At 37.7% G+C, this 26,227-nt stretch carries 26 protein-coding genes; all 26 read right to left on the reverse strand.

The window, feature by feature from the left end; genetic code table 11:
- Window positions 1–55: 55 nt before the first annotated feature.
- The 26 genes from ACEN4I_RS00255 to ACEN4I_RS00380 all read right to left on the reverse strand — a co-directional run bounded on the left by ACEN4I_RS00255 (window position 56) and on the right by ACEN4I_RS00380 (window position 26,033).
- Complete coding sequence (locus ACEN4I_RS00255) at window positions 56–418, reverse strand: lipopolysaccharide assembly protein LapA domain-containing protein (RefSeq protein ID WP_407101875.1); 363 nt, start codon at window positions 416–418, stop codon at window positions 56–58.
- Window positions 419–465: 47 nt separating this feature from the next.
- Window positions 466–1,266 carry an SDR family NAD(P)-dependent oxidoreductase gene (locus ACEN4I_RS00260; protein WP_407126290.1) on the reverse strand — a complete coding sequence of 267 codons (801 nt, stop codon included), beginning with the start codon at window positions 1,264–1,266 and terminating at the stop codon, window positions 466–468.
- A gap of 13 nt (window positions 1,267–1,279) precedes the next feature.
- Complete coding sequence (rnz, locus tag ACEN4I_RS00265) at window positions 1,280–2,224, reverse strand: ribonuclease Z (RefSeq protein ID WP_407097215.1); 945 nt, start codon at window positions 2,222–2,224, stop codon at window positions 1,280–1,282.
- 57 nt (window positions 2,225–2,281) lie between these two features.
- Window positions 2,282–3,607 (reverse strand): GTPase ObgE, encoded by a 1,326-nt coding sequence (gene obgE / locus ACEN4I_RS00270; protein ID WP_407097214.1) that lies wholly within the window; start codon window positions 3,605–3,607, stop codon window positions 2,282–2,284.
- A 381-nt stretch (window positions 3,608–3,988) separates the two neighbouring features.
- Window positions 3,989–4,714, reverse strand: a complete 726-nt coding sequence (locus ACEN4I_RS00275) for an amino acid ABC transporter ATP-binding protein (protein WP_407101871.1) — start codon at window positions 4,712–4,714, stop codon at window positions 3,989–3,991.
- A complete protein-coding gene (locus tag ACEN4I_RS00280; RefSeq protein WP_407101869.1) occupies window positions 4,707–6,194 on the reverse strand; it encodes an ABC transporter substrate-binding protein/permease in 1,488 nt (495 codons plus the stop codon). Before ACEN4I_RS00280 ends, ACEN4I_RS00275 begins: the two co-directional genes overlap by 8 nt.
- Window positions 6,195–6,893: 699 nt before the next feature.
- Window positions 6,894–8,183 carry a glutamate-1-semialdehyde 2,1-aminomutase gene (gene hemL / locus ACEN4I_RS00285; RefSeq protein WP_407101867.1) on the reverse strand — a complete coding sequence of 430 codons (1,290 nt, stop codon included), beginning with the start codon at window positions 8,181–8,183 and terminating at the stop codon, window positions 6,894–6,896.
- Window positions 8,167–9,603 carry a glutamyl-tRNA reductase gene (gene hemA, locus ACEN4I_RS00290; RefSeq protein WP_407101865.1) on the reverse strand — a complete coding sequence of 479 codons (1,437 nt, stop codon included), beginning with the start codon at window positions 9,601–9,603 and terminating at the stop codon, window positions 8,167–8,169. The genes hemL and hemA overlap by 17 nt, the downstream gene beginning before the upstream one ends.
- 94 nt (window positions 9,604–9,697) lie before the next feature.
- Window positions 9,698–10,282: a ribosome biogenesis GTP-binding protein YihA/YsxC gene (gene yihA / locus ACEN4I_RS00295; RefSeq protein ID WP_407097209.1), complete on the reverse strand. Its 585-nt coding sequence runs from the start codon at window positions 10,280–10,282 to the stop codon at window positions 9,698–9,700.
- Window positions 10,283–10,650: 368 nt separating this feature from the next.
- A complete protein-coding gene (clpX, locus tag ACEN4I_RS00300; RefSeq protein ID WP_407097227.1) occupies window positions 10,651–11,904 on the reverse strand; it encodes an ATP-dependent Clp protease ATP-binding subunit ClpX in 1,254 nt (417 codons plus the stop codon).
- A gap of 244 nt (window positions 11,905–12,148) precedes the next feature.
- Window positions 12,149–13,429: a trigger factor gene (gene tig / locus ACEN4I_RS00305; RefSeq protein ID WP_407097208.1), complete on the reverse strand. Its 1,281-nt coding sequence runs from the start codon at window positions 13,427–13,429 to the stop codon at window positions 12,149–12,151.
- A 163-nt stretch (window positions 13,430–13,592) separates the two neighbouring features.
- Window positions 13,593–14,555, reverse strand: coding sequence for a tetratricopeptide repeat protein (locus ACEN4I_RS00310; RefSeq protein WP_407101863.1), 963 nt, complete (start codon window positions 14,553–14,555; stop codon window positions 13,593–13,595).
- 222 nt (window positions 14,556–14,777) lie between these two features.
- Window positions 14,778–15,560, reverse strand: coding sequence for an acetyl-CoA carboxylase carboxyltransferase subunit alpha (locus ACEN4I_RS00315; RefSeq protein ID WP_407097206.1), 783 nt, complete (start codon window positions 15,558–15,560; stop codon window positions 14,778–14,780).
- Window positions 15,561–15,600: 40 nt separating this feature from the next.
- Window positions 15,601–16,452 (reverse strand): acetyl-CoA carboxylase, carboxyltransferase subunit beta, encoded by an 852-nt coding sequence (gene accD, locus ACEN4I_RS00320; RefSeq protein ID WP_407097205.1) that lies wholly within the window; start codon window positions 16,450–16,452, stop codon window positions 15,601–15,603.
- A 41-nt stretch (window positions 16,453–16,493) separates the two neighbouring features.
- A complete protein-coding gene (locus tag ACEN4I_RS00325) occupies window positions 16,494–17,861 on the reverse strand; it encodes an acetyl-CoA carboxylase biotin carboxylase subunit (protein WP_407097204.1) in 1,368 nt (455 codons plus the stop codon).
- 4 nt (window positions 17,862–17,865) lie between these two features.
- Window positions 17,866–18,288 (reverse strand): 3-hydroxyacyl-ACP dehydratase FabZ, encoded by a 423-nt coding sequence (fabZ, locus tag ACEN4I_RS00330; RefSeq protein WP_204211168.1) that lies wholly within the window; start codon window positions 18,286–18,288, stop codon window positions 17,866–17,868.
- 55 nt (window positions 18,289–18,343) lie between these two features.
- Window positions 18,344–18,820 (reverse strand): acetyl-CoA carboxylase biotin carboxyl carrier protein, encoded by a 477-nt coding sequence (gene accB / locus ACEN4I_RS00335; protein ID WP_407097203.1) that lies wholly within the window; start codon window positions 18,818–18,820, stop codon window positions 18,344–18,346.
- On the reverse strand, window positions 18,821–20,059 hold the full coding sequence (fabF, locus tag ACEN4I_RS00340) for a beta-ketoacyl-ACP synthase II (RefSeq protein ID WP_407101861.1): 1,239 nt from the start codon (window positions 20,057–20,059) through the stop codon (window positions 18,821–18,823).
- Window positions 20,060–20,080: 21 nt separating this feature from the next.
- On the reverse strand, window positions 20,081–20,818 hold the full coding sequence (gene fabG, locus ACEN4I_RS00345; protein ID WP_407101859.1) for a 3-oxoacyl-[acyl-carrier-protein] reductase: 738 nt from the start codon (window positions 20,816–20,818) through the stop codon (window positions 20,081–20,083).
- Window positions 20,819–20,849: 31 nt separating this feature from the next.
- Window positions 20,850–21,779, reverse strand: coding sequence for an ACP S-malonyltransferase (fabD, locus tag ACEN4I_RS00350; protein ID WP_407101857.1), 930 nt, complete (start codon window positions 21,777–21,779; stop codon window positions 20,850–20,852).
- A 100-nt stretch (window positions 21,780–21,879) separates the two neighbouring features.
- The gene (fabK, locus tag ACEN4I_RS00355; protein ID WP_407101855.1) at window positions 21,880–22,839 is read right to left on the reverse strand and encodes an enoyl-[acyl-carrier-protein] reductase FabK; all 960 of its coding nucleotides are present in this window, start codon (window positions 22,837–22,839) and stop codon (window positions 21,880–21,882) included.
- 30 nt (window positions 22,840–22,869) lie between these two features.
- Entirely contained in the window at window positions 22,870–23,100 is a 231-nt protein-coding gene (locus tag ACEN4I_RS00360) for an acyl carrier protein (RefSeq protein ID WP_407097198.1), read from the reverse strand.
- 34 nt (window positions 23,101–23,134) lie between these two features.
- Complete coding sequence (locus tag ACEN4I_RS00365) at window positions 23,135–24,112, reverse strand: beta-ketoacyl-ACP synthase III (RefSeq protein ID WP_407101853.1); 978 nt, start codon at window positions 24,110–24,112, stop codon at window positions 23,135–23,137.
- Window positions 24,113–24,130: 18 nt separating this feature from the next.
- The gene (locus ACEN4I_RS00370) at window positions 24,131–24,580 is read right to left on the reverse strand and encodes a MarR family winged helix-turn-helix transcriptional regulator (RefSeq protein ID WP_407097196.1); all 450 of its coding nucleotides are present in this window, start codon (window positions 24,578–24,580) and stop codon (window positions 24,131–24,133) included.
- Window positions 24,581–24,861: 281 nt separating this feature from the next.
- Window positions 24,862–25,194: a DUF2187 family protein gene (locus ACEN4I_RS00375; protein WP_407097195.1), complete on the reverse strand. Its 333-nt coding sequence runs from the start codon at window positions 25,192–25,194 to the stop codon at window positions 24,862–24,864.
- A 230-nt stretch (window positions 25,195–25,424) separates the two neighbouring features.
- Window positions 25,425–26,033, reverse strand: a complete 609-nt coding sequence (locus ACEN4I_RS00380; RefSeq protein WP_407097194.1) for an alpha/beta hydrolase — start codon at window positions 26,031–26,033, stop codon at window positions 25,425–25,427.
- Between the last annotated feature and the right edge of the window lie 194 nt (window positions 26,034–26,227).

Raw genomic sequence — 26,227 nt, forward strand, 5'->3', positions numbered from 1 at the left:
ACCTCAATGTCTTTTCAGTTGTGGAAGAGATATTAAGGCAGTTTAAATTAGACCGTTATTTGGTTTCTGATTGATTCAATTGAGCTTGGAGTTGTTGAATTAAGCTGTTTTTGTCGCTTAATTCAGTCTCATGAGCTTTTTGAATATGTGCAATTTCTTGTTCTTGCTGTGCTTTGGAATTTTCTATTTCTTTTTTCAGTTGTTTGACTTCTTTCCGCTCTTTCAGCAAAGGCCCGGTCGAAATCAATACGGCTACTAAAGCTCCTATAAGCAAGGAGACTAAGATAACCATGATTAAAGGCCATGAAGCAACTGTAAAAGCAAAATTCACAGGGACTGCCTCAGTATTCATAACCGCAAACGCTGCAATCAATATCACTAATACCAATGCAATAATAGTCGTCCATTGTCTTCTCATTTTTTCAACCTCGCTTTGTTTAGTCGTTTCAGCTTTTTATATGAAATTTATTTTTGATTGAATAGAGTACTTGCTAAGTAATCCCCCATTTTAGGGAATAACGTATAGAATCTGCTGGCAACTTCCATCGATTTCGGCAAATTCAATTCTCGTTTGTTCGTACCGATCAAACGGACGATTTTGTGAGCCACTTCCTTAGGATCCAGTACATATTTGTCAACCTTAGCTAAATAGTCTCCATTTTTATCTGCTTTATCAAAGAAGGTTGTATTCACAGGACCTAAATTAACCGTTGAAACTTGAATAGATAATGGTTTCAGTTCTAGACGCAAAGCGTTTGTGTACCCAATAACCGCAAATTTAGTTGCAGAATAAATGGTCGATTTAGGAGTTGCCATTTTCCCTGCCATAGAGGCTATAGTGATGATATGACCACTTTCTCGTTCAGCCATATGAATCGCAGCCATTTGAGAGGTGTACATCAATCCCAGCACGTTCACTCGGAACATATCCTCTGCAATTGCCATATCTGCCGTCAATACACTTTCAAAGTGTCCAAAACCTGCATTGTTGATTAATACATCAATAGGACCTATTGTTGCAGTGATCTCCTGAAAGACAGCTTCAATTTCCTCAGGTTTTGAAATGTCCATCGAAAACAAGTAGGCTTTTTTACCTGAGATTTTTTCACAGGTATCTCTTACAGTCTGCAATTTATCTAAACTCCTAGCTGCAACTACAACGATGGCTCCTTCTAGAGCGGCTTCGTAAGCTATTTGTTCTCCGAGACCAGAAGATGCCCCGGTAATAAAAACGACTTTATCTTGCAAATGGTTATCAGATTTCACAAAGCTACCTCCTCTATAAATATTCTCCATCTTTTTGAAGCGGAATATCTACTTCACTAAAGTCTTTTACTACTGTGGTTTCTTTGAAAATTTTCTGTGCTTCTTTTTCAAGTGCATGAACATCTTTGGATAAAAATCGAGCACTGATATGTGTGAGTATCAGTTGTTTCACGTTAGCAGCTTTAGCTGTTTCAGCTGCTTCTACATTTGTAGAATGATTGTACTCTTTAGCAAGCTTGCGATTCGCATGATCAAATGTACTCTCATGCACTAATACATCCGCGTTTTCTGCCAACAATCTGCTGTTATCTGTTTTTTTAGTATCCCCTAAAATAGTCACCACTCGACCTTGATGCGGCGCTCCAATAAAATCTTTTCCATTGAATACCCGGCCATCTTCCAATGTGATCGTTTCGCCGTTTTTCAACTTGCCAAATAATGGCCCAAACGGAATACCTGCTTCTTTCACTTTATCTGCCTGAAGCGTTCCTTGATGACTGGCTTCTTCTATTCGATATCCAAACGATTGAATCCCATGCTTCAATTCCAGACAACTGACGGTAAAGTATTTATCTTGAAAAACAATGCCTTCTTTTTTGATTTCTTGAAATTTCAATGGATATTTTAAATACGTTCCACTGATTTTTAACGACGTCCTAACAAACTGCTCGATCCCTACAGGTCCGTAAATAGTAATTAGACCATCTCCACCCTGAAAAGCACGACTAGCTAGAAAACCTGGCAGTCCATAGATATGATCGCCATGCAGATGCGTAATAAAAATTTTATCCACTTTTCTCGGCTTTAAGGTGGTATGCAATATTTGTTGCTGCGTTCCCTCTCCACAATCAAACAACCAGACAGAGTTTATTTCATCCAACAGCTTCAAAGCAATACTGGATACGTTTCTTTGTTTTGAAGGTACGCCAGAACCTGTTCCCAAAAATAATAATTCCATTTCCTTCATCCTAATCTTCTTAAACTGTATATCTCTACTTTATTCTAACAGGGCTGTTTAATCCATGTATTCAAATTCAAATTCTTGATCTTTCATACGAACAATATCCCCATTTTTAGCACCACGTTGTCTCAATTCAGCGTCTACTCCCATAGATCTTAATTGACGAGCGAAACGCAAGGATGATTCATCATGATCAAAGTTGGTCATTTGGAAGAGTTTGATCAATTTATCTCCTCCAAGTGTCCATGTTGCATCCGGTTCTCTTTCAAGCGTATATGGTTTTTCTTCTGGTGTGTATTTGTATAGAATTGTTTCTTCATCATCCGCATCAACTTCATCATACACAGGGAACGGTTGCGTATTTTCCAATAAATCAGCTGTTTTACTCAGCAAGGCACTGATCCCTTTATGAGTCACAGAAGAAATTGGGAAAATAGCGATATCGTCATCAAATTCATTTTCTTTCAGTTCTTGAATTTTTTTCTTAAATATTTTTAAATTCTCTTCAGCATCAGGCATATCCATTTTATTCGCAACAATGATTTGCGGACGTTCTAATAAACGTAAGTTATACGACTCCAGTTCATTATTGATAACTTGGAAATCGTCAAATGGATCGCGTCCTTCGCTGCCGCTCATGTCAATGATATGCAGCAATACACGCGTACGTTCGATATGACGCAAGAATTGGATTCCCAGACCTACACCTTGTGAAGCTCCTTCAATCAATCCTGGCATATCAGCCATTACAAAGCTACGGCCATCGTCAATACGGACCATTCCTAAATTCGGTACCAAAGTTGTAAAGTGGTACGCTCCGATTTTAGGTCTTGCAGAAGAAACCACTGACAGCAAGGTTGATTTTCCTACAGAAGGAAATCCAACTAGCCCAACGTCAGCCAATACCTTTAATTCCATTTCGATTTCAAATTCTTGACCAGGTTCTCCATTTTCAGCAATTTCGGGAGCTGGATTTCTCGGTGTTGCAAAACGGATATTTCCTCGTCCACCACGACCACCTTTTGCGACTATTAATGTTTGGCCATCTTCAATCAAATCACCTAAAACTACTCCAGTTCCAGCGTTTTTCACTACTGTACCTGGTGGAACTTTAACGATTAAATCTTTTGCTCCTCTACCATGCATTCCTTTAGTCATCCCATTTTCTCCATGTGAAGCTTTGAAATGACGGTTAAAACGGAAATCCAATAACGTTCTTAAGCCTTCATCAACTACAAAAACGATGTTTCCTCCTTGACCACCGTCACCTCCAGATGGACCGCCATCAGGAACATACTTTTCACGACGAAAAGAGACCATTCCATTACCGCCGTTACCGGCCTTAACATTAATTTTTACTTGATCTAAAAACATTGACATACTTATTTCCTCCTCAATTGATTGAGACTAGAATAATTCTATTTATTGATGATTTCTTGAACGGATAACTTATTTACTTTTTTTCTCAAAAAATCAGGATCCTATTGTGGAATCTTCATCAACTTTGAAAGATTCTACTACATTCACGCTTAATTGTACTTTTATTTTTGACATTTGTCCATTTAAACAAGAGAGAATCCCTGGATAATGACGAGTTCTGTTGCGATTTTAAGTCATCTAAGGGATAAAAATGCATTTGCCTTAAAAAGGTCTAGGATCCTCTTCTTCCTTTCACAGCGAACTCTCACATTGAACACATAAAAACAGTACCAATGAACCACTCCACTGATACTGTTTTTAAACTTTTTTCATCTGCCTGTACTACAACACTTTAGCTAAAAAATCTTGTGTCCGTTCATGTTGTGGAGAATTGAACATTTCTTCTGGTGTTCCTTGCTCCACAATGTATCCCCCATCCATAAACAATACGCGATCGGCTACTTTTTTTGCAAAGCCCATTTCGTGGGTTACAACGACCATTGTCATCCCTGATTCTGCCAAATCTTGGATAACGCTCAATACTTCCCCAACCATTTCAGGGTCCAATGCACTTGTCGGTTCATCAAATAGCATGACTTCAGGATTCATTGCCAATGCGCGTGCAATGGCAACCCGTTGTTGTTGACCTCCAGACAAATTAGATGGAAAAGCCTGTGCTTTTTCTTCCAGTCCAACTTTTCTCAACAATTCAATCGCTGTTTTTTCAGCAGCTTGTTCGTCCATCCCTTTTACTTTTATAGGAGCGATTTTCATATTCTCTAATACGTTTTTGTGAGGAAACAAGTTGAAATTTTGAAACACCATTCCCATTTTTTCTCTCAAATGGTTTAATTTAGCTTCTTTTACGTTGGTCAAAGAAGTCCCGTCAAAAATAACTTCCCCTTCAGTAGGCTTTTCCAATAAGTTCAAACAACGCAGCAAAGTACTTTTCCCTGAACCAGAAGGGCCGATGATCACAACTACTTCACCTTTTTTTATTTCCTCGTTAATATCTTTTAAAACGACATTTTCTCCAAATGATTTTGCTAAATGTTCTATTTTAATCATGTGACATCTTCCCTTCGTAGTAGTTCAGTAATTTAGTTAAACTGAACGTTAAGATAAAGTAAATGACCATACTAACTGCTAGGGGAGCAATACCCCGGTAAGAAACAGATGTGACCACTCTTGTTTGGAAAATCAATTCGCTGACCCCAATAACAGAAACGATCGAACTTTCTTTGATGATCGTCACAAATTCATTTCCTAAAGCTGGCCAGATATTTTTCAATGCTTGAGGGAAAATGATGTGTCTCATAGCCGTATTTTTACTCATTCCTAAACTGCGAGCTGCTTCGACTTGGCCAGTTGGAACAGAGGATAGACCAGAACGTATGATTTCGCAGACATAAGCACCGCTATTCAATGAAACGGCAATAATTCCGGCTAACATAGCTGGGATATTAATGATATATCCTACAGCAAAATAGATAAACATGACTTGGATCATCATTGGTGTGCCACGTACAAACTCCACATAAGCAGTCGCTAAAAAACTAAATAATTTATTGTGGGACAACCTTACTAAAGCCAACAGTACACCAATAATAGAACCGATAATCACGCTGACTACTGAAATAAAAATCGTATTCAGTGTTCCTTCTAAGAAATAAGACCAATAATTGGTCATAGAATTTGTGCCTGACTCAGACGATTCTGAATCTTGAGCTGTTTCCAAATAATTTCCAGCTTGAGCTAGGTACTCAGGAATCAGGTCTTCCGCTTGAATCTCAGCTAACGAAACATTGACTACATCCATTAGAGCGTCAGATCCCTTAGACATCGCAATAGCAGATCCTTCAGTCTCTCCTCCTTCAAAACCACCTTCAAAAGTCAGAAGCGCGTCATCAACGCCTGCAAAAGACAACGCGTTCGGGCCTTCCATAACGATAGCATCTACTTTTTTGGTTTTTAAAGCCAGCAATAAATCTGATGTTTTTCCTAAAGAAATCAATTCTGAGTCCGTCATTTCTGTTTTAGTTAATCCTTCTTGGATCGAACCCATTTGAGCCCCGACGATTTTCCCTGCAAAATCATCTTTTGAAGCATATAGGTCTTTGTCTTCAGAACGAATGACAATGTTTTGAGTAGCTTGGTAATACGTATCGCTAAAATCAACACTTAATTTACGTTCCTCTGTTGCAGACATACCTGCTAGAATCATATCTATATTGCCTGTTTCAAGAGCCGGTATCAAGCTGTCAAATTGCATATCTTCTACTTGCAATTTTACACCTAAATCATCCGCAATCTTCTGAGCAATCGAAATATCCATCCCGACGATTGTATCTTTTCCGTCAACAGTCGCGTGAAACTCATATGGCGGGAAATCAGCACTTGTTCCCATAATGAGAACGCCACGTTCCTTGATATCTTCCAAAGATGTGTCTTGTGAGGTTTCTTCTGCGGAAACGAATTGTGGGAATGAGAATAGTGGCAACATAAATCCAGCTAACAACATTAAGGTTATCAAACCTTTTTTCTTCATATTTTTTCCTCCTGAATAGGGTACTCATAATCAATAGAGATAGTTTAACAAACCAAGAATATTTATGCAATATATTTTTGATAAATTTCTTTTTTATACATTATTAAACGTTTTTATACATGTTTTAAGCCTCGTTTATGTATATTTCCTATGCAAAAAAGAGATTCTACAACATTTGACGTTGGTAAGTAAAAAAAATAAATCCTAAACCTTTAAAAAACTCATTTCTAGAAATCTTTGGTGGAATATGAGATTGCTTATAGCCATGCAAAGGATGCAAAACAAAGGAAACTCTGTGGGCTTACGCTCAAGCGTATTGCTGCAATTGTCCCCTTTTATTGAGAGGCGATACTATATCGTTGAGTTTTTTTTATTATATGGTAGTTAAAGGGTTGGTTTGAACCATATGTGGTTAAAGAGTTTGAGGATATAGTCGTTGAGAAGCTAGTTTAGACCATATCCAGTTAACTACTTTAAAGATATGGTAGTTAAGACCTTATTAACTACCATATTGACTGATTTCGACTTAAGATATGGTAGTTGAGACTTTTTTTTTCGGCTCAAGGCGGTCCAATAGCTTTCTGTAAGCAACACCATAGTCCGGAGAAAATTTCTTTACCCACGCTAGAAGATGAAGAGCAAAAAAGACTGAAAAGAGAATTTTTCTCTTTTCAGTCTTTTGGATCACATTATTCAACTCTATCTCATCAATGCTGCAAAGCTTTGATCCATAGCAGTCAATGTATCTTCAATATCTTTTTCCGTGTGTTCTGTACACAAGAAAATCCCTTCAAATTGTGAAGGAGGCAGAAAAATGCCTCGATCTGCCATCTCTTTATAGTATTTGGCGAAAAATGCTGTATCGCTCGCCTTACTTTGCTGATAGTTAGAAACAGGTGCCTCAGTAAAGAACATTCCTATCATACTGCCTGCTTGATTGACGGTTATGTCAATACTGTATTCTTGACTTAAGGAATGGATCCCTTCTTTTAGGAGATTGCCTAAATGTTCAAAATAACGGTAATCTTCTGGTGTCAATTGAGATAGTGTCGCTATACCAGCAGCCATAGCAATAGGATTACCTGACAATGTTCCAGCTTGGTAAATTTGACCAGCTGGAGCAATGTGTTCCATGATCTCTTTGCGTCCACCGTAAGCTCCTACAGGTACCCCTCCGCCAATTACTTTTCCTAAACAAGTAATATCGGGAGTCACACCAAAGTAGCCTTGTGCACTATGGTAACCGACTCTAAATCCAGACATCACTTCATCAAAAATCAATAACGCTCCATCTTGTTGAGTTAGTTCACGCAGTCCCTGAAGAAAACCATCTACAGGAGGAATAACTCCCATGTTCCCCGCAACTGGTTCAACAATGACCGCAGCGATTTCGCCTGCATAAGCAGCAAACAATTCTTTTACAGCTGCCAAATCATTGTAAGGAGCTACATACGTATTGGAAGTCGTGCTTTTTGGAACTCCTGGAGAATCAGGTAAACCTAGAGTAGCTACACCAGACCCTACTTTGACTAATAAAGCGTCATCGTGTCCATGGTAACTGCCCTCTAATTTAATGATCTTATCTCTTCCGGTATAACCGCGCGCTAAGCGCAACGCGCTCATAGTGGCTTCCGTTCCCGAATTTACGAATCGCACCATGTCGATTGAAGGTACTCGATCGATCACAATTTCAGCTAGTGCAGTTTCCATCTCGGTCAACGTACCAAAACTAGTTCCTAATGCGGCAGCTTCCTGGATTTTTTTAACTACAACAGGATTTGCATGGCCTAGGATCAACGGACCCCATGATAAAACATAATCAATGTATTCATTACCATCTTCATCAATAATATGGCTTCCTTTACCTTGCTTCATTACAATAGGAGGAACATCCACTGATTTAAATGCCCGCACAGGACTGCTCACCCCGCCTGGCATAAGCTGAACAGATTTTTTGAAGATTTCTTCTGATCTAGTAGTATTTCTCAAACTGAACGACCTCTTTTCTTTCGAAATTAAAGACCGCTTTGTTTTCTTCTAGTGCTTTAGTGTCTTCTTTTTCTGATTTTGCTTCTTCTTTAGGTTTTTCTTCTCTCAAACCAATATTTACTGCAAATCGATTCATCTCTTTTTCAGCTTTTTCTGATGAGTCTGTTTTTGCCATATCTTTCAGTGATTGAATCGGTTGTTTAGACAATTGGTTGATGACGCTTTGCATGTGTTTCTGAATCACTTCTGTCTCATGTTCCGTTAACTCAGGCAATTTATTTTGTAAACTGGTCATCACGGTGTCTTTGAGTTGATTATTTTTTTGACTGAATTCTTCCAAATAAGGAACTGATTTTCTTTCCTGGAACCAAAAATTGAATTGATAAACAGCTTCTTCCATTTCTGATTTGATAAAACTCAGTTCTTTTTCTTGTAATTGATTGGTCGATTTTAATTCACTGCTGATTCTGTCCATATCAAATAGGAAAATTTGTTTGTCCATTCCCAATTCTGTTTCTATGTTCCGGGGAACAGAAAGATCCATCATCATTTGATTTTTCTTAGAGAACCGTATATCATTCATTTTCTTGACTACATCCGTCGTTATAATCAAATCTTTAGACTTGGTAGCAGTAATTACACCATCGACTTTGGCTAATGACATAGGCAAATGGTTGTAATCGCCTGTATGAAAAGTCCGCATACTGATTTCACGTTTCTTCAGAAGATTCGACCATTCGTTTAATTTAGCTACTACTTTTTTTGTCTTTTCATAGTCACGGCTGACGATCGTGACAGAATCAGCCCCTTGATAAACTAAGGCTTTTGCTGCAGATTGAGCCATTTTCCCTGCCCCGATGATCAAAAATCGTTTATCGGAGAATTCCGACCATTCTTGCTTGAACAACTGTACTGCTGCTGAAGCAGCATCTCGTGATACTTGATCTATTTTAGTTACGGTATGCATTTTCTTAGAAAATGCTACTGCTTTGTTAAATAAAGAACTCAAGATAGGGCCTACTGTCTTTGCCATTTGAGCAACTCGATAAGCATTTTTTACTTGTCCCAATATTTGGCTTTCTCCCACAATAGCGGAATCCAAACCTGTGGTGACATTAAATAAATGTGAAGCAGCACTCAAATTCGATTTTCCATAAGTAGTAGAAATCACTTGAGAGACATCGTACCCTGAATAATCAGCAATGTAATGCAATATATCGCCGTGTTTAAAAGAATCAGGATCAACATACAAATAGTATTCTGTCCGATTGCAAGTTGTCAAAATAGCCACTTCTTTTATTCCAGAAAACGAGTGTATATCAGAAAGTTGTTGATTTATATCGCTCTCTTCTATAGCATAATTTTCTCTAATTTCTATTGGTGCACATTGATGATTCACACCATAAAGTAAGATTTTCAATGTTTATCATCCTTTTAATTCTTCATTCCAATGTTGTGAGTGAATAGATTCGTTTCTAGGTCTTAACACCTAATATAAGTCCATTATTTTTAATCTACTTGATTTTTTCTTCAATGTACTTCCAAACTTCATCCATACCTAATCCTGTTTCTGAAGAAAATGTAAGAAGTTTATCCTCTGCATCCATCTCAAAGCCGTCTTTAATGATTTTTTCATGTTTATTCCATTTACTGCGTGGAATCTTGTCTACTTTTGTTGCCAAAATTAAAACAGGAATATCATAGTATTTTAAGAAATCATACATTTGAACATCATCGTTAGTAGGTGGATGTCTAAAATCAACCACGCAAATGGCTAGTTTTAATGTTTCTCTCTGTGTAAAGTATGTCTCCAGCATCTCTCCCCACTTAGCTCGTTCTGTTTTAGAAACTTTTGCATACCCATAACCAGGTACATCGACAAAATAGAATTTTTCTTCAATTTTGTAGTAATTCAATGTTTGCGTTTTTCCAGGTTTACTGGAAGTTCTAGCTAATTTTTTACGATTCGTCATCTTATTGATAAAAGAAGACTTCCCTACATTTGATCTTCCTGCCAACGCAATTTCCGGAAGGTTTGTCGTAGGATACTGTTTTGGTGAAACAGCACTAATGATAAATTCTGCATTATTTACTTTCATAATGTTTTGCACGCCCTTTATATATCTTACTGTATTTTATGATTTTCCAGTTTAATTAGATCGATCTATACTATATCACTAAACTAGCGCACAGCAATTTTTCCCTAGTTTACGATTCTACGAAACTAGGGGCATTTCTGATGGTAAAAACTCATTCGCCCGATAAATCCATTTCCTATTCTAACATACCTGATACTAAAATATAATATTTAAATCTTCTTTTCGCATTTTCCCAACATAAAAAAGAGATATTTGTAACACAATTGTAAAATTACGATTGTATCTTTTTAAAAAAAAAAGCAAAAAAACTACAGAAGATCAGCCTTTTTACCGGTTGATCTTCTGTAATAACAGGTTTAATTAAACTATTAAACGACTTTTTTGCCTTCATTATTATAGAAAATGGCTTCAGTGGTACCTGCGACCGCTTCTTTCGTGATCACACATTTAGATACTTCTGGGCGACTTGGTAAGTCAAACATAATTTCCAACATCAAGTTTTCGATAATCGAACGCAAACCACGAGCTCCAGTGTTTCTCTCGATAGCTTGTTTGGCAATTTCGCGTAAAGCATCTTCTTCGAATTCCAATTCTACGTTATCTAATTCCATCAATTTTTTGTATTGTTTTACCAAAGCATTCTTCGGCTCAGTTAAAATATGGATCAAATCATCTTCTGTTAATTTTTCCAGAGCAGCCATAATTGGCAAACGTCCAATAAATTCAGGAATCAATCCGAATTTCAATAGGTCTTCTGGAATAATTTGCTGCATTACAGATTTAGATTCGTCGATTTTTTTCTTCGATGAACCAGAACCAAAACCGATCACTTTTTCTCCTAAGCGGTTTTTAACGATCGTATCGATTCCATCAAAGGCCCCGCCAACAATGAACAGAATATTCGTTGTATCTAATTGAATAAATTCTTGTTGTGGGTGTTTTCTTCCGCCTTGAGGAGGAATACTGGCAACCGTACCTTCTAAGATTTTGAGTAAAGCTTGCTGTACGCCTTCACCTGATACATCACGAGTAATCGATACATTTTCACTCTTACGAGCAATTTTATCGATTTCATCAATATAAATAATCCCTTTTTCAGCACGTTCAACATCAAAGTCAGCTGATTGCAATAATTTCAAGAGAATGTTCTCAACATCTTCCCCAACGTAACCCGCTTCTGTAAGGCTGGTTGCATCTGCAATCGCAAATGGAACGTTTAGAATACGCGCTAGAGTTTGAGCAAGGAATGTTTTCCCAGAACCAGTTGGTCCGATCAAAGAGATGTTGCTTTTTTGCAGTTCAATTCCATCTTCTTCTTTTTCACCCATATGATTCACACGCTTGTAGTGATTGTACACCGCAACAGACAAGGATTTCTTAGCCTGTTCTTGACCAATCACGTATTCATTTAAAATTTGTTGAATTTCTTGAGGTTTTGGTACTTCTAAGAATTCACCATAACCTACTTCACTAAATTCTTCATCTATGATTTCTTTGCATAAGTCGATGCATTCGTTACAGATGTAAACACCAGGACCGGCAACGATTTTCTTCACTTGATCTTGTGTTTTTCCACAGAATGAACAACTTACGACTCCACTTGTTTCTTCATCATTAAACATGTTCCCATACACCTCAATTCTGTTTCCTGTTTCAATCATTGACACCACCTCTACAGTAGCACAATGTTCAAACTTTTTAAATAATAGCATAAAAAAAGGGATAATGCTACTCATGGTGATCTTCATTGAGTAAGAAAGGGACCAGACCAAAAAACCTATGGCCCAGTCCCTATACATACCAAGAGTATACCTCTTAAAACTGTTCTAACTGACGTGCTTCATCAAAACAGCACTTGATATAGAATTATTTTTCTACTGCAGAAGAAGTGATTAAATCAATAGCTTTTTTCAATGAAATGTCGTGTTTCAACATATCAGGAGTCAAAGCATTTCTTACAGCATCCACTTCCATACCGTATTCTTCAGAAAGATTTTTGATTTCTTCTTCAACTTCTTCATCAGAAGGCTCAAAGTTTTCTTTTTCAACAATAGCTTCTAATACTAAGTTTGTTTTCGTTCTGAATTCTGCATCAGTTTCCATTTGTTTGTGCAAGTCTTGTTCTGTAGTACCAGTGATTTGGTAGTACATTTCAGGAGATACACCTTGTTGTTGCATGTTGTTTAAGAAGGATTCCATTTGACGGTGAACTTCGTCATGTACCATTGAATGTGGAATTTCTTCGATTGTTGCATTTTCTACTGCTTGACGAATAGCTGCATCTTCAACAGCTTCTTCAGCTGAAGCTGTTTTAGCTTCTGTTAATTGTTTTTTCACTTTTTCTTTTAATTCGTCAAGAGTTTCAACATCTTCGTCTACATCTTTAGCGAATTCATCATCTAATTCAGGAAGTTCTTTTGCTTTAACTTCGTGAACTTTAACGTTAAATACTGCTTTTTGACCTTTCAAGTCTTCAGCTTGGTAGTCTTCTGGGAAAGTTACGTTAACTTCCACTTCATCTTCAGCTTTTTTACCAACTAATTGGTCTTCGAATCCTGGAATAAATGAGTTTGAACCTAATTCAAGTGAGAAGTTTTCGCCTTTTCCACCTTCAAAAGCTTCGCCGTCCTTAAATCCTTCAAAATCGATCACAACAGTATCGCCATTTTCAGCTGCTTCTTCTTTTAAAACTAATTCAGCTTGAGCGCTGCGTTTGCTTTCTAAGTTTTGAACTACATCTTCGTCAGTTACTTCACGGTCTTGTTTTGGAACTTCAAGACCTTTATAATCACCAAGTTCAACTTCTGGTTTTACAGTGATTTTAGCTTCAATTTCCCAAGCTTTTCCAGTTTCCATGCTTTTCACATCGATTTGTGGTTGGTCAACTGGTTCAACGCCTGTTTCTGCTAAAGCAGCTTCATAAGCGTCTGGTAAGACAGCGTTCAATGCATCTTCATATAACGCTTCTTCCCCATACATTTTGTTAAATACTTTACGAGGAACTTTCCCTTTACGGAAACCTGGTACTGATAACGTACCTTTAACTTTGTTAAAAGCTGTATCGATTCCTTGTGTTATTTGTTCTTGTGAAATTTCAAATGATAGAACACCATCATTTTTTCCTGTTTTTTCCCATTTTGCAGTCATGTAAATTACCCTCCGAAATATTCTATTTTCATAGTCTTTTGAAGACTTGCATACTTTTTCATATTACACTACTTATGCGGTTTTGTAAATAAAAATTGCTTTTGAATCCCTGACAAATAAGAAATTTTTCTCTGTAATAGACGTTCTTTGATCTATAGACAGCTTAAGATAACATCTGTTCAATTTCTAAATTCAATCGATTGATCCAATCAGCCATTTTTTGAATTTCCTTATCATCTTCAGACTCATTTTTAGATTCTATGTCGTACCGTCTAAAGCTCAAGGAAATCCATTCGTCAGCATCGGTAATCACTTCTTCAATATAAGGATGCAGCAATAAAAAATACAAATTCATTTCTTGAAGCAAAGCGTGATACAACGAGGGATTATCATCTTCAAACTTTTCTTTTAATCCTTCAATGACAGCTTCAACGACTCTTTCATCTTCTAATGAAGTTAATTTTGCAGGAGTGACCAATCTTCTTTGCTCAAACCAATACAATTCAAATTCTTCGTCTACTTGATGATCAATTAAGATTTCCAGCACCGTACTTTTTACGATTTCATTGACAAAAGGGTTCCTTAAAATGCTTCTTGCTCCTAATGCATACCACTCTTTGTCCATTTCTTTCATGTCTTTGACCAAAGCGGCTTGGTGCTCAAAAGATTTATCCCCCATTGCTAATATCTCTTTCAACAATTCTTGATTGTGTTTCTTTTTCTCTTGCTGATGTTTGTTTTTTTCGTGCTCTAAAGCAATTTTAGTAGCTTTCCACATTTCTTTCGTCGATGTGCTCAGATTGTGTTGTGCTGTTTTCTTTTGGATAATTCGCTCAGCTTCAACGAACAACTGACTTTTGATTAAAAGTGTGGTGTATAAACTATACAAACTTTCTTCATTTTCATAAAGTTCTTTTTTATCATCTGCGATCTCTTTTGCAGTTTCATAGTCTTCCAGTTGATACAGTGCTGATACATACATGGCATTCACACTTGGTTCTTGACGAATAGCGTATGCTTCTTTAAAAAAACGACAAGCTTCTTCTATTTTGCCTACTTGAAACATTTTGACAGCTTTTTTTAAATACAGCTCATAATTATTTGGAAAATCGATCCGTTCTCCCATGGTTCACCTTCTTTGCACCATTTTGCTTGCGCTAGCAAAAGTTTTTTTAGCTTCCTCAATTTTAGAGAGCAGCTGGTTGATTATTCACACCAGCAACTTTGCTGCAACGTATGTTTTCAGTTTAACACACCACACGAAGTTCTGTGAATAAAATCCTTGCTGCACGAAAAAACTTATCTTTCTACTATAAAATAGAAAGATAAGTTTTTTTGTCTAGTTATTTTAAAACGCTCTAAATTTTTTATACCGTTCATTAACTAATTCTGTAGCTGTTTTCTTGGACGCAACAGATAAAAAGTCGGCTATCTCTGTTTTTAAGGTAGCGAGAATTTGTTCTTGGGCCAGACGCTCACCTTCGATAGATTCAGAAATAATTTTGTCTATCACAGACAAATCCATTAAGTCATCTGGTGTCAGCTTCATTACTTCTGCTGCTTCCTTAGCTCGTGAAGCATCTTTCCAAAGAATAGACGAAAATCCTTCAGGCGATAATACAGAATACATTGAATTCTCCATCATCCATACTTCATTTCCCATAGCCAAAGCTAAAGCTCCGCCACTTCCACCTTCTCCAAGAATAATCGAAAGAATAGGAACTTTTAATTGACTCATTTCGAGAAGATTTCGTGCAATAGCTTCTCCTTGACCTCTATCTTCTGCCTCAACGCCACAATAAGCTCCGGCAGTATTCACAAAATTGATGACAGGACGGTTGAATTTTTCTGCTTGTTTCATCAAACGCAATGATTTTCGATAGCCTTCAGGATGAGGAGAACCAAAATTGCGACGAATATTTTCTTTGAGTTCGTGTTCTTTTTGGTTTCCGATCACCGTAACTGCTGTACCATTTAAAGTAGCAATTCCGCCAACGATAGCTTTATCATCACGAAATAAACGATCACCGTGTAATTCTATAAAATCTTCAAAAATTTCTGATACGATATCCAGCGTGTTTAAACGGGATATTTTTCGCGCGCGTTCTACGATTTCAATGGCTTTTTCCATTTAGGGCACCTTCTTTGTCAACGCTGTTTAAAAAGCTGTTTTATTCATGTAATTTAAGTATTGATCCCAACATTTGTTTCAATTCGCTTCTTGGGACGATTTGGTCGATAAATCCATTTTCCATAACCGATTCAGCTAACTGAAAATCATCAGGCAATTTTTCTTTAATGGTTTGTTCGATCACACGTTTCCCAGCAAATCCAACTAATGCTCTAGGTTCAGATAAAATAATGTCTCCTTGCATAGCAAAACTAGCTGTTACGCCGCCTGTGGTAGGGTCTGTCAACACAGTGATATACAGAAGACCGGCTTCGCTATGTCGCGCAATAGCTCCGCTTATTTTAGCCATCTGCATTAAAGAAATAATCCCTTCTTGCATTCTGGCACCACCAGAAGCAGTAAAAATAATCACAGGCAATTTTTCTTCTGTAGCTCGTTCAACTGCACGCGTAATTTTCTCTCCGACGATGTGACCCATACTTCCCATCATAAACGTCGAATCCATTACGCAGATGACTGTATGATGGCTATTTATTGCAGCTTTACCCGTGACAACTGCTTCATTCGAGCCGGACTTATTTTGTGCTTGTTGCCATTTATCTTCGTATCCGGGAAATTCTAACGGATTTGACTGCTCCATCACTTTATCCCATTCCTCAAAGCTGCCTTCATCGGCAATCAATTGAATCCGCTCGGTTGCACAAATTCTAAATGAATATCCGCATTCTGGACAGATTTTATCATGACCTAAATCTTTGGTATAAATTGATTTATGACACTGAGGACATTTGGTAAACATTCCGTCTGGTACAACGGGAATCGCTGTATCTTCGGTTTGTGTTCGATCCACATGAATGGGAATGTACACTCGTTTCTTCTTAAACAGTTTCAATTTATCACCTCTGTAAAAAGTTCTTACTTTCTTCGATTTAATTAATCAATACGAGGCACCCAATTTTTAAGAAAATCCGTTTCTAAATAACTAGTGTCGTATTCTCCACTAATAAAAGTGGCATCATTTAATAAATCTTCCTGAAAGAATTGATTGGTTATGATTCCTTCTATAACAAGTTCACCTAATGCACGTTTCATTTTAGCTATGGCTTCCGGACGATCCGCACCTTTAGTGATGATTTTTGCAATCATCGCATCATAATAAGGAGGGATTTCAGCACCTTGGTACATGGCGCTTTCCACCCGCAAACCGAGCCCGCCTGAAGGAACTAGTAAATAGTTTAATGTTCCAGGGGAAGGAGCAAAATTAAACGCTGGATTTTCAGCATTGATACGACACTCGATCGTATGTCCTGTTAGTCTAACATCTTCTTGTTTCAAAGACAATTCTTGACCAGAAGCAATTAAAATTTGCTGTTTGACAATATCTACTTCAGTCGCCATTTCCGTAACGGGATGTTCTACTTGTATACGGGTATTCATTTCCATAAAGTAATAGTTGCTATCTACATCTAACAAAAATTCAATCGTTCCCGCATTTTGATAATGTACATATTTAGCTGCTTTTACAGCAGTTTCTCCTAGCAACTGTCTTTGTTCTTCATCGATCGCTACAGAAGGAGATTCTTCGATAACTTTTTGATTTTTACGTTGTAAAGAACAATCACGTTCTCCAAGATGGATCACATTCCCATGATTATCCGCCAGAATTTGAACTTCTATATGACGCGCATGTTCAATGATTTTTTCCATATACATATCATCATTTCCAAAAGCAGCTTTTGCTTCAGATTTAGCGTTCACATAAGCAGTTTCTAGTTCTTCTTCATTCGCTACACGACGCATCCCTTTACCGCCACCGCCAGCACTGGCTTTCAGCATCACAGGATACCCAAGACTTTTAGCTGCAGTTTTAGCTTCATCCATAGAATGAATGAATCCTTCACTACCTGGAATAACAGGTACACCAGCTTCGATCATTAGTTCTCTGGCATTTGCTTTATCTCCCATTTGATGAATGGTTATCGGTTTTGGACCAATAAAAACAATATTCATTTCTTCACACATAGTCGCGAACGTACTGTTCTCAGATAAGAATCCAAAACCAGGATGAATCGCTTGAGCGTTTGTGACTACTGCTGCACTTAATATAGATTGCATATCCAAATACGAATCGGTTGCTTTTGCAGGTCCAATACAAATAGCTTCGTCTGCTAATTGCATGTGTAAAGCGTCTCGATCTGCTTCGGAATAGACGGCGACTGTTTTAATCCCCAGTTCTTGACACGCACGTATCACACGTACGGCAATTTCGCCTCTATTTGCAATAAGAATTTTATTTAACATAGGCTTAACGTCCGATAATAAATGTCAATTCGACTTCGCAGACTTTTTTCCCGTCAACGTAAGCGACACCTTTACCGATTCCTGCATAATCTTTTAATTTCACGATGTCTACATGTAACATCAACTGGTCGCCTGGTTGAACTTTTTTACGGAATTTAACTTTGTTCATTCCACCTAAATAAGCTGTTTGTCCTTTAAATCTGTCTAGTGACAATAGAGGAATCGATCCAGCTTGAGCCAATGCTTCTAAGATGTAAACTCCAGGCAATACAGGCTCGCCAGGGAAATGCCCTTGGAAAACTTCTTCATTGATGGTGACATTTTTTAATGCTACCACATGTTCACCAGGTGTCATTTCTTCCACACGGTCGATAAAGTAAATTGGGAAACGATTGGGGATTAATTTTTGGATCTCTGCTATATTCATTTTAGTCATTTCTAAAATTCCTCCTTAAATAATGTAAAAAGCGGTTAAATCAGCCCTAATCAACTCTGAATAACGCTTGGTTGTATTCTACAACTTGACTGTCTTCAATCAGAATTTCAGTAATCGTTCCATCTACTTCACTCTTGATTTCATTCATTACTTTCATAGCTTCTACAATACAAAGTGTTTCGCCAACTTTTACAGTATCTCCTACTTTTTTAAACTCAGGTTTTCCTGGTTCTGGAGATAAATAAACCACTCCTACAATCGGAGATAAAATCTCTTCCCCTGCGGCAGCCGGAGTGCTTTCCGTTTCCCTCACAGTGACGGATTGATAGCTGCTTTCGTTGTTGTAAGCTGTTTCGTTTACAACAGGGCTAATTGTTTCAATTTTTGTGTCTTTAGTCATTGATTGAGAAGTAGCAGAATTTTTGCTCATTTGAACGGTTACGTTGTCCATTTGCAATTGAAATTCTTTTAGAGAAGACTGATCAACCAAATGCAGCAACTCTTTTACTTGGTTAAAGTCCATCTATTTTCCCTCCCATTTTTTAAATAAGGTTACGGCATTGTGTCCACCAAAACCTAATGAATTGTTTAGAGCGTATTGAATCTCTTTTGCTCTACCTTCATTTGGAATGTAGTCTAAATCACATTCTTCATCCGCTACTTGTAAACCGATGGTTGGAGGAAGGAAGCCTTCTTGTAAAGCTTTCACACAAGCTACTGCTTCGATACCACCAGCAGCACCCAATAAGTGACCCGTCATACTCTTAGTACTTGAGATAGCTACTTGCTCAGCTGCATCCCCTAAAGCGTATTTAATGGCTTTCGATTCTGATGAATCATTGGCTTGAGTACTTGTTCCATGAGCGTTGATGTATCCGATATCCGCTGGTTGAATATTTGCTTCATCCATAGCTAATTTCATCGCTCTACCTGCTCCGCTGCCATCTGGTGATGGAGCTGTCATGTGATAACCATCTCCGGTTGCACCATATCCAACGATTTCTGCATAAATAGTAGCACCGCGTTCAATAGCATGGTCAAGACTTTCCAACATCAATACGCCGGCGCCTTCACCCATAACAAAACCATGACGCTCTTTGTCAAATGGAATCGACGCACGATCAGGATCAGTACTAGTTGATAGAGCATTCAATGCTGCAAAACCAGAGATTCCGATTTCATTTACCGTTCCTTCTGCACCGCCAGCAATAATAATATCTGAATAACCATGTTTGATATTACGGAAAGCTTCTCCGATAGAGTTGTTTCCTGATGCACATGCTGTAACGATAGACGTATTGATTCCACGTGCACCAATGGCAATGGAAATATTTCCAGCTACCATGTTTCCAATTGCTAAAGGTACGAACAATGGAGCAACGCGTTGTGGACCTTTAGTGTGCATTTTAATGATTTGCTGTTCCATAGCGTTCAATCCGCCAATACCAGAACCTACAATGACTCCAAAACGATCCATGTCTGTTTTTTCTACATCAATACCGCTCATTTCAACAGCTTGAACAGCAGCTGCAACCCCATATTGTGAGAATTCATCCATACGTTTAGCAACTTTACGGTCCATATAATTTTTTGGATCAAAATCTTTTAATTCTCCAGCAACTGAGATCCCAGTTTCGCTAGCATCAAATTTAGTGATTTCTTTAATTCCGTTCTTTCCTGCTTTTAAGCCTTCCCAAAAGGTTTCAGCTGAGTTACCCAATGGAGTAACTGCACCCATACCTGTAATGACTACACGATTCATTTGTGTTCGTCCTCCTTATTATTAACCGTTCATGACCATTCCACCGTCAACATTGATGACTTGGCCTGTAATATAGCGGTTTTCGCTTAAAAAGACTGCTAATCTGGCTACATCTTCCACGTTTCCAAAACGTTTCAATGGAATTTGACCAACAGCTTGTTCTTTCATTTTATCTGACAATACATCTGTCATTTCTGTTTCAACAAAACCTGGAGCAATCGCATTAACAGTGATTCCTCTAGCTGCTAATTCTCGTGCTGCTGATTTAGTTAAACCCACAACACCAGCTTTACTGGCTGCATAGTTGGCTTGGCCAACGTTTCCTACTAAGCCCACAACACTGGACATATTAATAATTGTGCCGCTTTTTTGTTTCAGCATCACTTTTGAAGCATGACGAATCGTATTGAACGTCCCTTTTAAATTGATATTGATGGCTTGGTCAAAATCCTCTTCTGCCATTCTCATCAACAACATATCTTTTGTGATACCGGCATTGTTCACAAGCACGTCTACACTACCAAAAACTTCTTTCGTTTCTTCAATCAACTTTTGAGCAAAATCAAAGTCGCTTACATCGCCTAAGATTGTATGCGTTTTAGCTCCTAAACTTTCCAATTCATTCAACAAACTTTCTGCTATCGGCTTCCGACCGTTCAAAACGATGTTTGCGCCAGTTTTCGCAAATTCTACAGCAATAGCTTTTCCAATTCCTCTAGAACTTCCAGTTACAATAACAGTTTGATTTTTTAGATTCATATCCTCATCCTTTTTCTGCTATCTTCATGTTTTACGCAAGTTTTTGCAGCGTTTTTTCAAGCGATTTTATGTTTTCAACATTCATGATTTGTACTGTTTTATCGATTTTTTTGATAAAACTGCTTAATGTTTTACCTGGACCGATTTCAATAAAGGTATCTACACCCATATCGATCATTTTTTGTATGCTATCTTCCCAATAGACTGGAGACATCACTTGTTTGACCATTAATTCTTGAATAGCTTCAGCGTCTTCAATGGGTTTACCAGTGGTATTACTGATAATGGGAATACTAGGATTCATTATCTTGACCGTTTTGATTTCTTCTTTTAATTGTCTAGCTGCTGGTTCCAATAGACTGGTATGAAAAGGTCCACTGACTGTCAGCGGCACTACACGTTTAGCTCCAGCTTCCGACAATCGCTTGCTCGCTATTTCAACAGACTCTTTTAATCCTGCAATAGCAATTTGTCCAGGCATATTGTAATTTGCTGGAGAGACAACCCCATATTCCTCAGCAACTTCTTGGCAAATTTGTTCAATAATCAAGCGGTCTAATCCCATAACAGCAGCCATCGCACCTTCTCCAAGTGGAACTGCCTCAGTCATGTATTGGCCTCTTTTTTTCACTAATTGAAGAGCCTCCGGGAACGACAATACTCCTGCTTTCACAAATGCACTGTATTCTCCTAAGCTCAGACCAGCGACTACATCAGGTTGTAGTCCTTTTTCGGTCAATAAAGCATCAATGGCCATACTGACGGTTAAAATAGCCGGCTGTGTATACATCGTTTGATTTAATAGATCATTTTCTTCAAAACAAAGAGACTGCATATCTAATTGCAATGCTTCACTTGCTTGTTGGAAAATATCTTTTACGCTGTCATACTCTTCGTAAAGTTCTTTTCCCATACCTGCATATTGAGCACCTTGACCACTATATACAAATGCTGTTTTCATCAGTTTCACTTCCTAAAAAAAGAACTAGAAAACTATCGGAAGCAAAAAGAACTTCTTTTAGCTTTCTAGCTAATATAATGTGGCTGGTTGTTGTAAGAGTCTATGCCTCTAACGAACTAGCTTGTTTACGAATAATATCTTGGTATTCAGTCATTAATTCTTGAATGATTTCATGACAACTTTGTTCTTTTTTCACTAAACCGGCACTTTGACCAGACATGAATGAACCAGTGTCTTTATCTCCATCAATAACCGCTCTTTTCAATGCGCCTTTCCCCATTGCTTCTAAACGATCGAAATCTGGATTTTCATCACTCGTGATCTCTTTTTCTACTTTTAAGTATTGACGAGTCAATTTATTACGCAACACACGAACAGGATGTCCGGTAATTTGTCCTGTAATAACCGTGTCAATATCTTTTGCTTTGATAATAGCGTCTTTGAAATTTTGATGAACGGTACTTTCATTCGCCACAACAAAACGAGTTCCTAACTGTGCAGCTGAAGCTCCCAACATAAACACGGCTGCAACACCACGGCCGTCAGCAATACCTCCAGCAGCAATAACAGGAATGTTTACCGCATCTACAACCTGAGGCACTAAGTTCATCGTAGTTGTTTTCCCGATGTGTCCCCCAGCTTCCATTCCTTCACAAATAATGGCATCTGCGCCTTCATTTTCCATACGTCGCGCTAAAGCAACTGAAGCCACTACTGGAATAACTACTGTACCGACTGCTTTGAATTGAGCCATATACCGACCAGGAGAACCTGCTCCTGTAGTTATCACTTTTATGCCTTCTTCACAAACTACTTTGACAACATCTTCTACATATGGTGAAAGGAGTAATACGTTAATCCCGAAAGGTTTGTCGGTTAAAGCTTTTGTTTCATGAATCAATTCACGAACTGTTTCTCCTGTCGCATGTCCACACGCCAGAATCCCTAACCCTCCAGCATTTGATACAGCACTTACAAGACTAGGATTCGCTACCCAAGACATTGCGCCTTGAATGATTGGGTATTTTATTCCAAGTTTTTTTATTAAATCTGTCTGCATACAGATATTTCCTTCTTTCTATATGTAGAATTATTTTTTCGCGATTTCAGCTTCTACAAAGTTTACGATATCTTGTACGGTGTTTAATCCTTCTTCTGATTCGATCTTAATATCAAATTCGTCTTCGATATCATTGATGATTTGGAATAAGTCTAAACTGTCTGCTTCTAAGTCTTCACGGAAGTTTGTAGTTAATTGTACTTCTTCCTCGTCTTTATCTAATTGGTCCATAATAATTTCTTGAATTTTTGAAAATGTCATTGTTGTTTCCTCCATTAATATATAATTTATTTTTTTATAGTTGGATGAGCATGGAACCCCATGTCAATCCGCCTCCAAAACCCGTTAAAACAATCTTTTTGTTGCTTCCCAGACTTAACTTGTCTTCAGCAACCAATTCATGTAAGAGCAGCGGGATACTTGCTGCTGATGTATTCCCATATTTGCTGATGTTGACAGCAAACAACTCTGGTGAAATTTTTAATTTTTTTGCGATAGCTTTTAAGATCCGCTCATTCGCTTGGTGAGCCACTATACATTCTACATCCTCGAAGGGAGTATTGGTGTCGCTTAACAGCTTTTGAATGCTTTGTGGAACGCTGCGTATAGCAAAATCAAAAATGCTTCTGCCTTCCATTTGTAATGAATACTGATGCTCAGCTTTTTGCGAACTCCATTTTTCAGAAAGAGACAAGGTTCCTGCAGTAAGCGCGTTTCCGCGGCTTCCATCAGCATGAATGTCTTCTCCTAAAACAAACGATTCGCCTGGAGTATGTTTTAATAACACACCGCCAGCTCCATCACCAAAAAGAACAGCAGTACTTCGATCATTCCAGTCGATAATCTTCGACATGACTTCTCCGCCCAGAACTAAACCGTAACGGTAACTGCCTGACTGCATCAACTTATCGGCTATCGATAAAGCATATACAAACCCTGAACAAGCAGCGTTGACGTCAAACGACATGATTGAATGAGCACCTATTTTATCTTGCACTAGGCTGGCTGTAGAAGGACTCAAGTAGTCAGGAGTCATTGTTGCAACAACAATGAAATCCACTTCTTCAGCTTGTACACCTGCATTTGATAAAATATGCTGAGCGGCTTTGGCACATAAATCTGACGTATTTTCAGTTTCGCTGATATGACGTTCTTTAATACCTGTGCGGCTTGTTATCCATTCATCAGAGGTCTCTAAAAATGTTTCTAACTGTTCATTGGAAATAATTCTTTCTGGTACGTAACTTCCTGTACCGACTATTTTAGTTCCCATTCCATTCAACTCTGTTCTCTATAAAGAATTTTTTGTGCGATCTAAGAATAGATGTAAGTTTCTCAAACCTTTTACTAAAATTTCTGCTTCTTCGTCGCTTAAATCACTAAGCGTTTCTTTGACCATGTCACGATGAAATTTATCGTGCAGGCGGTAGAGCAGACGTCCTTTTTTAGTCAGTCCAAGTTTTACCACTCGTCTATCTTCTTCGCTTCTAATACGTTCGACATACCCTTTTTTCACTAAATTGTTTATTGATACAGTTAGTGTACCTACAGTTACATAGGTTCTCTTAGCTACTTCTGTGGTGGTGTTTTCTCCGTACATTCCAATGGCTTCGATTGTGTGCATCTCTTTAATAGATAAATCATTAAATCTACTGCCTTTTAAAGCATTTTCTTCAATAATTAAGACTTCATTGAATATCTTAACTAAATAAGGATTTATCTCATTGACAATTTTATCCACATCTCTCCTCCCATCTGATGAATATCCAAAACAGAATTTAGTTTGAACATCAAATTGTTTGACAATCAAAATACTAATTCATTTTAGTTTGACTGTCAATAAAAATTCGCAACTTTTTTTGACAAGAACTCAAAACAAGCTATATATCAGCATTTTAAGAGAAACTATTTTGAAACCCAAAGTAACGTAGAACCTGAAAAATATCTCTTTTACTATTTTTTCTAAAAAAAACAAAAAAAGCTGGATCTGATTTAAGATCCAACTTCTTAACGTGTATTTTTTTAGAGAACAGTTTGTTCAATATCTTTAAAATTAACAATAGTTCTATCTTCCATTAAATCTTTCATTTTTTCAGAAGATAAGTCCCAGGAGATATCTACAACAGCACTATTTTTCAATAGTTTTGTAATGACACCTGCCATTTTTTCATCGCGGAAAGTAAAAATAATTTTATCTCCCACATCTGGTTTAAAAGACAACTTAATCTCTTCAATCATCTCAACAGCTTCATTATAGGGTACTCCTAGAAGAGTTGCAATTCTCGAATTGCTTGCTCCTTTTCTAAGTTCCACTTCAACTAACGATTGAATCTCTTTGGTAATTTTATTACCCATTTAATCCCCTCATTTCTTCAACTCTACAAAGAATGTAACTTAAAAAAATAATCTTTTACTCTCAAACTCCTCTTTCATTATAACACAATTATAATTTTTCGCAAAATAACTAACGTTTCTTTAATTTTCCTTTATTTTTAGTCCAGAAAACAGAAAAACTACGACTAAAAAGTTTTACCTTTTCCATCATAGTTATAGAAGGGACAAAAAATTTATACACTGTACCTTTTTTAAGAGAAGTTTTTAATATACCATTGAGCAGCAGCAACCACTTCTTTTTGAGTCAAAGAATGTCCATGCTGTCCCCAGTCAATTTCCACTGTGGAACCAGCTTCTTCAAGAAGGTGTTTTAAGTCTTTGCTTTCTTGAGGAGCACAAATCGGATCATTTTCTCCAGCCCCAATAAAGACTGGGACTTGGTTTAAATTAGGCAGATCCATTCCTCTAAGTGGAACCATTGGGTGGTGAAGAATTGCACCTTTTAACACATCTTGGTAATGGAATAGTAAGCTTCCAGCGATATTTGCCCCATTTGAATAACCTATCGCTACGACATTGTCTCGATCAAAGCCATATTTTTTGGCGGCTTCATCAATAAAATCTGCTAGATTTTTCGTTTCTTCTTTTAAATTTTCAATATCGAAAACACCTTCAGCTAATCGTTTAAAATAACGTGGCATTCCATTCTCAACTATATTTCCACGTACACTCAATACTGATGCTTCTGCATCGACCATCTCTGCTAGCGGCAGTAAATCATTTTCCGTTCCACCCGTTCCATGCAACAATAGTAACGTTGGTTTTGTTGGATTAGTGCCTTCTTTAAATAAATGTTTCATCAACCTCAACCTCTCTGATTTAGTTTGGTTTAATTTCTCTTATTTCTATTGGAGTCAGCAATAGCTCCGCGCTCTCAGTAATAGAGAACGCTAAAGTAATTGGGGTCCTTCACTTCTGTCGGATAAAAATCTTTAATTGCCACTCCAGCTGTCACACCATAAAACGTATACGGATTTTCTTTTCCGTCTGTTCT

Origin of the sequence: Desemzia sp. FAM 23990 (genome assembly GCF_045528485.1) — a bacterium.
Lineage (GTDB): Bacteria > Bacillota > Bacilli > Lactobacillales > Carnobacteriaceae > Desemzia.